Here is a 12,099-nt window from a genome sequence, read left to right as displayed (position 1 = left end):
CTCAATCTCCGTAGCTATGATTTGTTGTTATGGGGATTGTGAAAGTTCGAAAGTCAGCGGCGCTAATTGCTATTTCAAGCATGGCGCTTTTGAGCAGCGGATGCGCATTTGTCGAGGACACTGCGGCCGATGCAGCCAACCAGCTGACTGATGCAGCGTCCAAGGAAATCGTGCGTCAGGCCTGCGCTCCCGTCCAGGACGGCACGATCGACGCAAGCGAACTTCGCGTCCTCTCATCCATAGTGAAATCAGTTCAAGGCGGCGGCCTGCCACAGGAATTGGTTGATGTGCTCCAAGAGCTGGCGAACTCCGGAGACCAGGCACCTGAAGCCCTGCAGCAGCGCCTGGTCGAGATTTGCGACGAAGCGACAATTACCAACTAGTCGCCGTTGGCCGCACCAAGTATCGGCTGATCTAGACTTTTCTCATGGTCGAAATTCCAACAAGCGGCAAAGTACGTCTCGATGCATGGCTGTGGGCGGTGCGCATCTACAAGACCCGTTCGGCGGCGACCACCGCCTGCCGCGCCGGGCACGTCCGCTTGAACGGCGACCCGGTAAAGGCTTCTCAAGCTGTGGTTTCCGGTGATCGCATCCGTGTGCGCAAAGACGGTTTCGACCGCGATCTGGAAGTCAGCGGGCTGATCTCGAAGCGTGTTGGCGCGCCCGTTGCCGCCAAGTGCTACATCGACCACACCCCGCCCCGCGAGCGCCTGGTCATTCCCCAGGTACCGATTCGCGAGCGTGGCGCCGGCCGGCCCACCAAGAAAGACCGCCGCGAAATGGACCGCTTGCGGGATTCCTGGCAAGCCCCAGCGCCAGATGCTGATCTGTTCTAGGACAGCTCTATCGCCGGAACGTCGGTGGTGAATCCGAAGATCTGCGCGTAGAAAGCCAGGGAGCTTTCCAACGCCTTGATGATGTTCTCCGACTTCCTGAAACCGTGCTGTTCCCCTTCAAAGAGGATGTAGGCATGGTCGATGCCGCGTTCGGCGAGCGCGTCAGCCACCACCTGCGACTGCGCCGGCGGCACCACCTTGTCTTCATCGCCCTGCAGCAGCAGTACCGGGCAGGAAATCTTGGACACGTGGTTGATTGGCGCGCGTTTCTCATACAGTTCAGCGGCTTCCGGGTACGGTCCCACCAGCGAGAACATGTACTGCGATTCGAAGTCGTGGGTGTCCTGCACCAGGCCCACCAGATCCGAAACGCCATAGCGGCTAATGCCTGCGGTGAAGGCATCCGAGAAGGTCAGTGCGCACAGCACGGTCCACCCGCCAGCGCTGCCGCCTTCGATGCCGATGCGTGCGGGGTCGGCGATACCCTGCGCCACCAGCGCATTGACCGCGGCAACAGTATCGGCCACATCGACCACGCCCCAGGCACCGCGCAGGCGGTTTCGGTATTCACGGCCGTAGCCGGTGGAGCCGCCATAGTTCACGTCAACGACGCCGATTCCGCGCGAGGTGTAGTAGGCCACCGTGGCGCTGAGCGTCGGCGAAGCCTGGCTGGTCGGCCCGCCGTGCACGAAGGTGACGAATGGCGGCAATTCGCCCTCCATTCCTGCATAGCCTTCCTGGGATGGCCGGTAGAGCAAGGCATGGACGGATTGTCCCGCGAGGTTCTTGCACTGAAATTCCTCGACGTCTGGAAGCATCACTGGGTCCGGCAGCTGGGCGATCGCACGGGTCACCGCGTGATGCTCCAGCGTATCGAGGTTGATCAAGGTAATCTCTTCGCCCTGGGTCATCGATGACGTGCCGGCAAGCAGCCAGCCTTCACGCAGCTCGTAGGGGCGGATGCGGGTAAACGGCAGGTCGAAGTCCTCCAGTCCCCCGGTATCCGCGTGCAGACGTGCCAGTCTGGTGGTGCCGGTGCCGTAGGAGCAGAGCATGGTGCGGGCGCTTTCTGCCAGGTACCACCCGGTACCTACCTGCCAGAGCGGGCCAGCGAATTCTGCGGGACGGTCAACCAGCCGGGTGATGCGCGCCGAGCTGTCCTGGTAGAGGTAAGGGTTCCACCAGCCGCTGGCATCGGAGATGAAGGCCAACTGGTCATCATCAAGCCACTCTGGCTGCATGACCGAGATATCTGCTCCACCAGCAATGACAGTGTCCTTGAGTTCGCCTTCGCCAGCGAAATCGGCCAGGTGCAGTTCGGTGGAGTCCCACGGCATATTCGGGTGTTCCCAGCTGATCCAGGACAACCGCGTTCCAGCTGGATTCATCCGAGGCGCTGCGACAAATCGTGCCGGGGCGCTGAGCACGCGGATCTTGTCCAGGTCCTCGGCGGCGCTGCCGTCCAGCGGGATTTGCACGATATGGCGTACCGGTTCTGCTCGCAGGTCTTCCATGATGGCCAGGATGGAATCTTCCGGGCCTTCGGTGAATTCTGCGAATCTCAGCTGCGGATCGGCGCCGTTGCCGCTAGCCGGAGTCAGTGCCGTCGGGTTGTGCGTGCCTGCGGCTTGGGAGTACACCCGCTGGTCAGAGAAGTTCACGAAGACAATGGCCGGCGTGCTGCCTTCAATGAGCATCCAGCTGGCGCCGCCGTATTCGTGGACTCGGGAGCGCACGTTGTACGGGGACTGGATGAGTTCTGCGCCGGGCGTGCCGTCGGTGCCGTATTCCATAAGGGTGATGCGCCCGCCCTCGGCGGGACGGCCTTCTTGGACAATCAGCTTGTCCCCGTAGAAGCAGGCACCGCCCAGTGGCTTGGTTCCTGCTGCAACGTCATGCGCGGAAATCGATGATGGCCAGGATCCAAAGGGCAAGTGCTTAGGCATATTCTTGATCCTAGCGATCTTTGCGATTCATCACGACCCTCGACAAGCATCAATTCAGTGCGCTTGGATTGATCCATGACGAGATATGCAGTTTTCCTGCGTGGTGTGAACGTCGGCGGGGTCAAAGTCCTGATGAAAGACCTGGTCCATCTGCTAGAAGATGCTGGTTTCACCGACGTGAAAACACTACTGGCCAGTGGCAATGCCGTGCTCAGCGCACGCACCGACGACCCGCTGGCCGTCAAGGAAAAATGCGATGCGGTCCTGGCCGAGCACTACCAGCGACCGATTCCCACGATTGTCTGCACCGTCAAGGAGGTCCAGCGGCTGTCCCAGCCTTTCCCGCTGCCCCTGCCTGAACCGGCCAGCGAGCACCACGGGTATTTCACGCTCTGCGAATCAGCTGCGGATGCCCAGGCGTTGGGCGCTGCCATCCAGGACCTGGCTGAGCCCGCAACCCATCTGGTCCAGGACCGTGCCGTGGCATGGATTGTCCGCAAGGGGCAGAGCACCACGAATCCCATCGGGAAGCTCATGGACGCCCAGGCGAAGCACCGGCTGGTGACGACCCGGAACCACAACACCCTGGTCAAGGTCGCAAAGATTCTTGGCTGAGATCTCCGGTGAGCAATAATTGAGCCTTGTCCCCCTGATTGACCTGCAAAAGGCTCCGGAATGTACATCCTGATCGAACTCATCGGCATCTTCTTCTTCGCCGTCGCGGGTTCCTTGATGGCTGCGCGCCGCGGCTTCGACCTGCTCGGCTCGGCCTTCCTCGGCGGAGTCTGCGGCTTGGGCGGCGGAGTGGTGCGGGATTTGATTCTCAATCAATCACCAGCGACGTTCGAGCACCCGGTCTACTTTGTGCCTCCGGTGCTCGCTGCCCTTTGCGTTTATGCATTTACCCCCGCGGTGCAGAAGCTGCACCGGCTGGTCCAGCTCTTCGATGCGGCAGGATTGGGCCTATTCTGCGTCACCGGTACGCTCAAGGCCCTTGAAAACGACTTCAATCCGGTCACCGCGGTCCTGCTCGGTGTCATCACCAGCGTGGGCGGCGGCTTGATGCGCGATGTCATCTCCAATGTGACCCCGGATTTGTTCAACCCGCGCGACATCTATGCGCTGGCCGCAATGGTGGGTGCGGCGCTTACCGCCGTGGCATGGCATCTGGGTGTGATGAACGTTCCCGTCGGTGCGGGCATTGCCGCCTTGGCGTTTGCCATCCGCGTCGCGTCCATCCGCTTCAGCTGGTCGGTGCCGTTGGCCGCGGGCCATTGGCATCGATCCCATCCCGCGCCTGGGAGCAACGATGGCCCCCAGCGCCACTACTAGTCGATGCGCTCGAGCTTGCCCAGCTCTTCGGTGCCTGGCGAATCGTCTTCGATGGTGCGCGGAGGGTTGATGATGATCGCACCGATCAGCATCACCACGACGCAGCCGCCCAGCATGGAGAAGGCGGCTCCCCACGAATCGGTGGCCTTCTGCACCACGCCGAAGAGCATCGGAACCACCGCGGCACCGGCATAGCCCAGGCCCTGGGCGAAGCCCGAGAGCACCCCCGAGCCGTAGGTGGTGCGCGAACGCAGGTTCATCATCAGCAAGGCGATGGCGAAGGTGCCCTGCCCGAGCCCGGCCAGGCAGATCCACAGCGCCGTGTTCTGCGTTGGCGACAGGTAGATGCCCAGGTGCCCGGAGATCCAGCAGGCGGTGAAGACCAGCACTGCAATGATCGGGTGCTTCAGGCGTGGCACCCAGAGCGGGACCAGGAGGCTGACCGGCAGGCCGAGGATGGCGAAGAGCGCGAGCATGTTGCCGGCGGCCAGTTCGTCCAGGCCGCGGTCCTGCAGGTACGGCGGAAGCCAGGTGAAGTAGACGTAGGTCTGTGCCGAGTTTCCGGCCAGGAAAATTGCCAGGCCCCATGCCACCTTGGACTTCCAGGGGTTGATCTTGGCGATCGGCTGCGCGATCCCGCTGGGGTGCACCGGGTTATCCGGGCGTTGCGTCCCGCGGTCGGCGACGAGCTGCACCAGCCAGGGCACCAGGACGATGCCAGACAGGGCGGCCCAGGAGCCGATGGACACCTTCCAGTCGCTGAGGTTGGCCAGCGGGACAGAGAACTGCGGGGCCATCCAGGTGCCGGCAGCCAGCATCGTGACATAGCCGCTGGTGACCATGCCGATGCGGTCCGGGAAGTACTTCTTGACCAATGGCGGCAGCACCACGTTGCCCATGCCGTAGCCGGCCAAGGTGATGATCGACAGGGCGAGGAAGGAGTAGACCTCGGGCATGAAGACCCGGGCGACCTGGCCGATGACTGCCAATGCCAGCGAGATCATCAGGGTTTTTTCCAGACCGAACGCCTTGATCAGCCGCGGGGTGAGCAACCCGAAGACCGCGAACGCAATGGGTGCGAGCATGGCCAGCAGGCCGGTGGTGAACTCCGTGAATTCGACGTCCGACTCAATGCGGGAGAGCAGTGGGGATACGGAGACCACTGCGGCGCGGAGCGAGAGCGCCAGCAGCAGGATGCCAAGCAGCGCTCCAACTCGTCCACTGATTGGAGAAGCAACGCTCTGGTTCTTCATTGTTTTCTACCTGCTCGCTATTCGTTGAGGTTTCCCAACTTTTTTATTTTCGAAACCAACTCTAGTAAGCGATCGAGCTCACCATCAAAATTACGCTCGTACCAAGTCCCGGGCAGGGCCAGGTTTGCGTAGAGCCCCTCGCCGGCAAGCATCACCAGATGCGCGATGTCCTTGCTGCCGACTTCATCCAGAATGCACCGGTACCACCGCTCATTGGTGCTCTCGATTTTCTCCGTCGCCGCCTTGACCCCGGCCTGGGCCAGGCGCTGCAGGGCCACCAGATGCCGGTCCAGTTCGGTATCGACTTCCGCGCTGGTGCGCACGTAATAAACCGACGCGCCCTCCGCCGCGGTGCGCATCGACTCTGCATCCCGGGCAACATGCTCCTCCGCGGCTTCGATGACTGCGTCGGCCAAGGCTTCCTTGGATGCGAAGTGGTACAGCAGCCCTCCCTTGGAGACTCCAGCGCGTGCGGCCGTGGCGTCCAGCGTGGCAGCCCGCTCCCCTTCTTCGCACAATAGTGCGATGTAGGCGTCAAGCACTTTGCCGCGGGCAGCGGGTGGGCGAGCCATAGTTCTCCTTTTCCAGGGCATAGTTCGTGATCGATCTGACTTTACCAACAATTGTAACTATACCGTCTAGACGGTACAGTTATTAATTGCGGCAGAGAACCGCGCATTCCACTTCCTACCCAAGGGCGAACGTCATGACCTCGAATATCTCCGAACGCGCACTCATGCTCAGCAAGCCGCGCCGTTGGGCGGCGCTGGTTGTCCTGCTGTTCCCCGTCCTGCTGATTTCCGTCGACAACACCGTGCTTTCCTTCGCGGTGCCGGCAATCACCGAAGCGCTGTCCCCAACCGGAAACCAGCTGCTGTGGATCATCGACATCTACCCGCTGATCCTGGCCGGATTGCTGGTGCCGATGGGTTCGCTGGGCGACCGCATCGGCCGGCGCAAGCTGCTGCTGATCGGCGCTACCGGCTTCGCGCTGGTCTCGGCACTGGCAGCCTTCGCCACGGACGCCACACAGCTGGTCGCAGCCCGCGCCCTGCTGGGCATCTTCGGCGCCATGCTGATGCCGGCCACGCTGTCGCTGATCCGAAACATCTTCCCGGATGATGTTGAACGCCGCACCGCCATTGCGGTCTGGGCGGCTGCATTCTCCGGCGGCGCAGTGCTGGGCCCAATTGTCGGCGGCGTGCTGCTGGAGCACTTCTGGTGGGGCTCGGTCTTCCTGATGGCCGTGCCAATGCTTCTTCCCCTGCTGATCGGCGGCATGATCCTTGTTCCCGAATCCAAGGACCCGAACCCTGGCCGCGTGGATCCATTCTCGATCCTGCTGGTCGTCTTCACCCTGCTTCCTTTCGTTTACGCGATCAAGACCGCGGTCAGCGCGCCGTGGTACTTCTCAGCCGCGGCCATCGTCCTCGCCATTGTGTGCGGCGTTGCTTTCGTGCGCCGCCAGCTCAAGTCCCAGCAGCCGATGCTCGATGTCCGCCTATTCAGCAACGCGCTGTTCTCGGGCGCGCTGATGGTCAACCTGATCGGCATCTTCTCGCTGGTGGGCTTCATCTACTTCGTCTCCCAGCATCTGCAGCTCATTGCAGGGTTCTCCCCGCTCCAGGCCGGGCTCTGGATGACACCCGGCCTGGTGCTGACCATGGGCTTCGGATTGCTCTCGGTGGCACTGTCCCGCCGTTTCGGCACGCCGAATGTCATGGCCATTGGCCTGATCCTCTCCGCGGTCGCCTACCTCATGGTGATCATGGCAGGAGAAGGCTCCAACACCTTCTTGCTGCTGGCCGCATTCGCTGTCCTGGGCACGGGCATCGGCATGACCGAGACCTTGTCCAATGACATGGTGCTCGCCGCGGTTCCAGCCTCCAAGGCCGGCGCGGCCTCGGCCATCTCGGAAACCGCCTACGAGGTGGGATCGGTGCTGGGTGTCGCGGTACTGGGAACCATCTTGAATACCGTCTATACCTCTCGGCTGCTGGTTCCAGGCTCGCTCACCGACACCCAGGCGCAGCTGGCAGGTGAGACATTGGGTGGTGCACATCAGGTGGCCGCTTCGCTGCAGCCTGCCGACGCGCAAGCCCTGCTGGACGCCGCCGCGCTGGCCTTCGACCACGGCGTGGTGCTCACCTCAGGCATTGCCGCCGTCTTGTCGCTGATCGCCGCCGCAGTGGTGTTCCGCGTTATCAAACCGGCATTTCGATGAACTCGGCGAACCAGTTACCCAAATTTTTGATTAATTGGTTCAAAGTTGTTCATTTGTCGCCAGCAAACACGTAGGCTAGGCAATGTAGTTCCAAAGTAATTCGCGAAGTACCCGTTAGAAGTTTGTGAATGTCTTACCACCTCGGTTGACGCGAGCCCCTTCTAGACGTGAAGTGAATGACTTGGCTGCTTCGCATCATTCGTCATCCTTCCCGGATGCCGAACGGTGCGTAGATTACAACCAAGCTCGCCAGCTAAACGGCGAGAAACGTCTGAAAGGACCAAATAAGAATATGGCAACCGGAATCGTCAAGTGGTTCAACGCTGAAAAGGGCTTCGGCTTCATCGCTCCAGACAGCGGCGATCCAGACGTCTTCGCACATTTCTCCGCAATCCAGACCCAGGGCTTCCGCACCCTGGACGAGGGCCAGAAGGTGGAGTTCGAAGTCGTTGAGGGTCCAAAGGGTCTGCAGGCTGCAGACATTCGCGCTCTCTAAAGCAGGGCTTTGGCACTTACGCCAGACTTAGCCCAGGAAACGGCTATCCGCACAGCGGGTAGCCGTTTCCTGCGTCTGCGGCAGTAATTGCAGGAATACTTCCTAGCTATCGGCGGTTGTACCGGATGTGAAGCTTTCTATTCTGGATCTGGCACCGGTTGCACCCGGGTCAACGATTTCCGATTCTTTCAAGTCCTCCGTCCGACTGGCGCAAACCGCAGAACGCCATGGGTATGAACGCGTCTGGTACGCGGAACATCACAATATGCCCACCATCGCTTCCAGCGCGACCTCGCTGCTGATCAGCCACATTGCCCACCACACCGAAACCATCCGGCTGGGCTCGGGCGGCATCATGCTGCCAAACCACTCCCCGCTGGTGATCGCCGAGCAGTTCGGCACGCTAGCCGAAATCTACGGCGACCGCATCGACCTGGGCTTGGGCCGCGCCCCGGGAACCGACATGACCACCTTGCGCGCCTTGCGCCGTGATCCTTCGGCCGCAGATTCCTTCCCGCATGACGTGCTGGAACTGCAGGCTTACCTTGCTGGCGATTCCCGGGTTCCCACCGTGGCGGCAACCCCGGGTGCAGGGACCAACGTCCCGCTGTACATTTTGGGCTCGTCGCTCTTCGGCGCAAAGCTCGCAGCCCAGCTCGGTCTGCCATATTCCTTCGCTTCGCATTTCGCACCTGCGGCGTTGCATGAGGCAATCCGCATCTACCGCGAGGAATTCACCCCATCAGAGCAGCTAGCTGAACCGTATGTCATTGCCGGCGTAGGCGTCCTGGCCGCGGAAACTGCCGAGCGCGCGCATGAACTGCTGGAAGTTGCCCAGCGCCATCGGGTCGCCAGCTTCATCGGCCGCTCGGCGAAGAAGGAGTTCACCGAAGCGGAGATCGATATGCTCATGGATACTCCGCAGGCGCAGCAGATCCTGGACATGATGCGCTACACGGCAGTGGGCACCGGGCGGCAGGTAGCTGAGTACTTGCGCCACTTCGCTTCGGCAGCGCAGGCGGATGAGCTCATCACCATCCATTACCCCACCGAGGAGCAGGCCCGGCTGGATTCGGTGATGATTACCGCCGAGGCCTGCCAGCTGGCTATCGCCCAGTAATTCCGATCCAGCGCTTTGCTGCCATCACCAGCAGCGCAATCAGGGCGAGGGTCAAGCAGAGCTCGACGCCTATATAGGCATAGTGCCATAGCGATCCGCCATCGGAGTTTCCAGCAAGTACCGCATCGGTACGCGCCGAAAGTCCAGGGCGGATCGCTGCGGTTTTAAGCAGCAGCATCAGTCCGACCAGCCCTACGCCCCAACTCCATGCCTTGCCGGTACCACGCTTGAGCGAACCGGCCAGCAGGGCGATGAAGAACAGGATCTCGACCATGTTCATGGCGAAAAAGACCCGGCGGCCAATGCCCAAACCCAAGGGAATGGTAATCCCGGGTGCGGTGAATTTAAGTGGCGCCTCAATGAACGAGATGCCGATAATCAGCCCGAGCCACAGTGCAGGAATGTAGATCCGTGCGACTACAGCCCACTTGGCGCCCGTGGAGGGGGTCTGCAGAGAACTAGTCATGCCTCCACAGTACGCCGGATCCTAGCTTGCTCGGCGCAGTCCCATCCATGCCCAGAGCGTGAGCGCAGCGGCCACCGCGGAGCAGAAGAGGGAGAAGACCAAGATGCTTTGCTGCTGTCCGAAGGCTCCCACGGCCCAGCCCAGCGCGATGACCGGAACAGCGCTGCCAAGGTAGGTCACCAGGTAGATGGTGGACACCGTCTGGGCGTGCTGCTGGTCGCTGACCGCATCAACAGCGGAGGCGAATGCGGTGCGGAAAGCAATGCCCTGGCCCAGGCCAAGGAGCACCAAGGCAGCGATCGCCCAGGCCAGCTGGCGATGCTCGGCGGCCACCGCCAACCCTACGGTGGAGGTCGCCATCAGCCCCAGTCCAATCGGCAGGAGCCTCTTCCCGCCACGCACCACCAGCTGCGACAGGGCGGAGATGCCCAAGGGCAGGCCGGCGATCAGGCCAATGGCCAACAGCGACTCCAAGCCGAAGGCACCGGCAAAATAGCCCGGGGCCAACGACAGCACGAACCCGAAGATGGCAAAGCTCAAGAAGCCGACCAGGGCAGCGAGCCAGAATTGCTCCCGCGCCGAGCTGGGGATGCCCAAGCGGCGTGGGGCCAGTGCTTTGCTCCGCTGACCGCGTTCGGCCAGTGCGATTGCGGGACGTGCCTGCAGGATGCTCAAGGGAATCAAGACCAGCAGCAGCAAGAATGCCTGCACCACGAACACTGTGTGGCGTCCACCGGGCAGATCCGCTAGCGCGCCGCCGAGAACCGGACCGAAGGCGACACCTCCAGAAGATGCCAGCAACGTGAAGCGCGAGGCCCACTCTGGCCGGGATGGAAGCAGCTCGCGAAGCGCTGCTGCGCTGGCGCCGGTAGCCAAGGCGACCCCGGTGCCCTGCAGACCACGGCCAAGGCACAGTTCCAGCAGATTGCTGGCCGAAGCGAACACGAGCGTACCGGCGATCGAGACGACGACTGCTACCACCAGAGCTGCACGGCGGCCGATATGATCCGACCAGTGCCCCACCGTGGAAAGGAAGACCATCAGCGAACAGACATAGCTTGCGAAGGCCACTGTGGTTCCCATGGCGCCCAGGTGCAATTCGGCCTGCAGCGCCGGGTATAACGGTGTGGCCAGGTTGGCCCCGACCAGCAGCAGGAAGCTGACTGCCACGGTGATCACCAGCCGGGCGGTGAGCCCCGGGTTCCAGGAGATGACGCGATGGTTCATGGGCTGCATGCGCAGCTCGCTGATGACCGACAAATTCACTCCCAGAATCAAAGTAGCCACTACCAATTGGGCAAGAAAGGTGCCCGGAAGAGTTTTTACCGGTGGGGCCACTCGCTGCCCCACCGGTGAGTTGAGCGTTCTGCTTGCGTTTGTCTACTGCAACAGACCGTTCAATCACTAATATCCGCTCACCGGAAGCAACCAGGGATATTTCTTGCTAGAATTTGAGCAGTTTGTTCAAAAATTTGGCCCCGCAGTTGACCCGGAGTGAGCATATAGTGCGATTAGATGATGTAGACCTGAAAGTGCTGCTCGCGCTGATCAAGGATCCCCGCATCCAGATCTCTGAACTCGCAGATGAGGTCGGTGTTGCGCGCAACACAGCGCAGTCGCGCTTGCGCCGGTTGCAGCGTGCCGAAATCCTGCGTGATGGCGGCCGCGACATCGATTTGAGCAAGCTCGGCTATGACGTCTTGGCCTTCGTGACCCTGGAAGTGAACCACCGCGACCTGGATTCGGTAATCACCGCACTGCGCCAGATCCCCAACGTGCTCGAAATCCATGAGACCTCCGGACGCGGCGATGTCTGGGTGCGGCTCATCGCCACCGACACCCACCAGCTGCAATCGGCGTTGCGCCAGATCCTGCGCATCAAGGGGGTCACCCGTTCGGAAACAACCTTCGCGCTCCATACGCATTTGGCCTACCGTGCCGCTCCCCTGCTGGAGCATTATGCGGAACATGACCACTAGGAAGTCATTCACTTTCCACTGCAGAAAACAAGTCTTTCGTTTCGAGTATTCGGGTCCTACTCTGGGAATACGAGAAGTCACGAGGTAGATCCCCGGCTTCCGGCGGATCCCTCGTATTCGACGAAGGAGTACGCAATGAGCAAGGATTTCGACACCACAGAATTTGCGCCGGAATACGGCAACGATATCTACGAACCGGATGACGGACGGGATTCCCAGGCTTACGAGGGCTCCAGCGACATGCCCGAGACGATGCGCAATCTCGACCCGCTGGCACAACGCCACTACCTCTATGACGATGATCTGGAAACCGAGGATGATCTGGACAACGAATTCGCCTCAGAAGATGACGAGGACGGGGAAAGTTCGGAACTCGTTGATCTGGAGGATGAACTCTAGTCCGCGGGCTAAGCAATTCTTGGGCTAAAAGCCATAGACTTTAGAA

The 12,099-nt window shown here is 61.2% G+C and carries 14 protein-coding genes; 9 read left to right on the top strand and 5 right to left on the bottom strand.

Going from position 1 to position 12,099, the window contains the following annotated elements; translation table 11 throughout:
- Window positions 1-29: 29 nt before the first annotated feature.
- Window positions 30-383, top strand: a complete 354-nt coding sequence (locus BKX98_RS15410) for a hypothetical protein (protein ID WP_073707917.1) — start codon at window positions 30-32, stop codon at window positions 381-383.
- 44 nt (window positions 384-427) lie between these two features.
- Window positions 428-838 carry an RNA-binding S4 domain-containing protein gene (locus tag BKX98_RS15405; RefSeq protein WP_073707916.1) on the top strand — a complete coding sequence of 137 codons (411 nt, stop codon included), beginning with the start codon at window positions 428-430 and terminating at the stop codon, window positions 836-838.
- Here BKX98_RS15405 and BKX98_RS15400 read toward each other — a convergent pair.
- Window positions 835-2,784 (bottom strand): prolyl oligopeptidase family serine peptidase, encoded by a 1,950-nt coding sequence (locus BKX98_RS15400; protein ID WP_073707915.1) that lies wholly within the window; start codon window positions 2,782-2,784, stop codon window positions 835-837. The genes BKX98_RS15405 and BKX98_RS15400 overlap by 4 nt on opposite strands.
- 75 nt (window positions 2,785-2,859) lie before the next feature.
- Between BKX98_RS15400 and BKX98_RS15395 the strand changes: the two genes are divergently transcribed.
- Entirely contained in the window at window positions 2,860-3,399 is a 540-nt protein-coding gene (locus BKX98_RS15395; protein ID WP_073707914.1) for a DUF1697 domain-containing protein, read from the top strand.
- A 60-nt stretch (window positions 3,400-3,459) separates the two neighbouring features.
- Window positions 3,460-4,116, top strand: coding sequence for a trimeric intracellular cation channel family protein (locus tag BKX98_RS15390; protein WP_038991632.1), 657 nt, complete (start codon window positions 3,460-3,462; stop codon window positions 4,114-4,116).
- Here BKX98_RS15390 and BKX98_RS15385 read toward each other — a convergent pair.
- The gene (locus BKX98_RS15385; protein WP_073707913.1) at window positions 4,113-5,369 is read right to left on the bottom strand and encodes a CynX/NimT family MFS transporter; all 1,257 of its coding nucleotides are present in this window, start codon (window positions 5,367-5,369) and stop codon (window positions 4,113-4,115) included. The two genes, BKX98_RS15390 and BKX98_RS15385, sit on opposite strands and share 4 nt — an antisense overlap.
- 17 nt (window positions 5,370-5,386) lie before the next feature.
- Window positions 5,387-5,941 (bottom strand): TetR/AcrR family transcriptional regulator, encoded by a 555-nt coding sequence (locus BKX98_RS15380; RefSeq protein ID WP_038991629.1) that lies wholly within the window; start codon window positions 5,939-5,941, stop codon window positions 5,387-5,389.
- A gap of 134 nt (window positions 5,942-6,075) precedes the next feature.
- Here BKX98_RS15380 and BKX98_RS15375 point away from each other — a divergent pair, with 134 nt between their 5' ends.
- The 3 genes from BKX98_RS15375 to BKX98_RS15365 all read left to right on the top strand — a co-directional run bounded on the left by BKX98_RS15375 (window position 6,076) and on the right by BKX98_RS15365 (window position 9,209).
- Entirely contained in the window at window positions 6,076-7,593 is a 1,518-nt protein-coding gene (locus BKX98_RS15375) for an MFS transporter (RefSeq protein WP_038991628.1), read from the top strand.
- A 292-nt stretch (window positions 7,594-7,885) separates the two neighbouring features.
- Window positions 7,886-8,089, top strand: coding sequence for a cold-shock protein (locus BKX98_RS15370; RefSeq protein ID WP_013349999.1), 204 nt, complete (start codon window positions 7,886-7,888; stop codon window positions 8,087-8,089).
- A gap of 127 nt (window positions 8,090-8,216) precedes the next feature.
- Window positions 8,217-9,209 (top strand): LLM class flavin-dependent oxidoreductase, encoded by a 993-nt coding sequence (locus BKX98_RS15365; protein WP_073707912.1) that lies wholly within the window; start codon window positions 8,217-8,219, stop codon window positions 9,207-9,209.
- Here BKX98_RS15365 and BKX98_RS15360 read toward each other — a convergent pair.
- A complete protein-coding gene (locus tag BKX98_RS15360; RefSeq protein WP_073707911.1) occupies window positions 9,196-9,675 on the bottom strand; it encodes a hypothetical protein in 480 nt (159 codons plus the stop codon). The two genes, BKX98_RS15365 and BKX98_RS15360, sit on opposite strands and share 14 nt — an antisense overlap.
- 21 nt (window positions 9,676-9,696) lie before the next feature.
- The gene (locus BKX98_RS15355) at window positions 9,697-10,962 is read right to left on the bottom strand and encodes an MFS transporter (protein ID WP_369826805.1); all 1,266 of its coding nucleotides are present in this window, start codon (window positions 10,960-10,962) and stop codon (window positions 9,697-9,699) included.
- A 218-nt stretch (window positions 10,963-11,180) separates the two neighbouring features.
- On the opposite strand from BKX98_RS15355, the gene BKX98_RS15350 reads away from it, so the two are divergent.
- Together BKX98_RS15350 and BKX98_RS15345 are read left to right on the top strand one after the other, a co-directional pair.
- Entirely contained in the window at window positions 11,181-11,654 is a 474-nt protein-coding gene (locus tag BKX98_RS15350; protein ID WP_174520626.1) for an Lrp/AsnC family transcriptional regulator, read from the top strand.
- A gap of 135 nt (window positions 11,655-11,789) precedes the next feature.
- Window positions 11,790-12,053 (top strand): hypothetical protein, encoded by a 264-nt coding sequence (locus BKX98_RS15345; RefSeq protein ID WP_038991625.1) that lies wholly within the window; start codon window positions 11,790-11,792, stop codon window positions 12,051-12,053.
- Window positions 12,054-12,099 lie beyond the last annotated feature (46 nt).

It is taken from the genome of Glutamicibacter sp. 0426, assembly GCF_001906485.1.
GTDB lineage: Bacteria > Actinomycetota > Actinomycetes > Actinomycetales > Micrococcaceae > Glutamicibacter > Glutamicibacter nicotianae.
The sequence above is the reverse complement of the archived record's forward strand: the minus strand, read 5'-3'. Positions and strand labels throughout refer to the sequence as shown.

Excerpts from the sequence above, each read along its gene's own strand:
- BKX98_RS15410 (WP_073707917.1), top strand. The coding sequence starts at position 30 with ATGGGGATTGTGAAAGTTCGAAAGTCAGCGGCGCTAATTGCTATTTCA.
- BKX98_RS15405 (WP_073707916.1), top strand. The coding sequence starts at position 428 with ATGGTCGAAATTCCAACAAGCGGCAAAGTACGTCTCGATGCATGGCTG.
- BKX98_RS15400 (WP_073707915.1), bottom strand. The coding sequence starts at position 2,784 with ATGCCTAAGCACTTGCCCTTTGGATCCTGGCCATCATCGATTTCCGCG.
- BKX98_RS15395 (WP_073707914.1), top strand. The coding sequence starts at position 2,860 with ATGACGAGATATGCAGTTTTCCTGCGTGGTGTGAACGTCGGCGGGGTC.
- BKX98_RS15390 (WP_038991632.1), top strand. The coding sequence starts at position 3,460 with ATGTACATCCTGATCGAACTCATCGGCATCTTCTTCTTCGCCGTCGCG.
- BKX98_RS15385 (WP_073707913.1), bottom strand. The coding sequence starts at position 5,369 with ATGAAGAACCAGAGCGTTGCTTCTCCAATCAGTGGACGAGTTGGAGCG.
- BKX98_RS15380 (WP_038991629.1), bottom strand. The coding sequence starts at position 5,941 with ATGGCTCGCCCACCCGCTGCCCGCGGCAAAGTGCTTGACGCCTACATC.
- BKX98_RS15375 (WP_038991628.1), top strand. The coding sequence starts at position 6,076 with ATGACCTCGAATATCTCCGAACGCGCACTCATGCTCAGCAAGCCGCGC.
- BKX98_RS15370 (WP_013349999.1), top strand. The coding sequence starts at position 7,886 with ATGGCAACCGGAATCGTCAAGTGGTTCAACGCTGAAAAGGGCTTCGGC.
- BKX98_RS15360 (WP_073707911.1), bottom strand. The coding sequence starts at position 9,675 with ATGACTAGTTCTCTGCAGACCCCCTCCACGGGCGCCAAGTGGGCTGTA.
- BKX98_RS15345 (WP_038991625.1), top strand. The coding sequence starts at position 11,790 with ATGAGCAAGGATTTCGACACCACAGAATTTGCGCCGGAATACGGCAAC.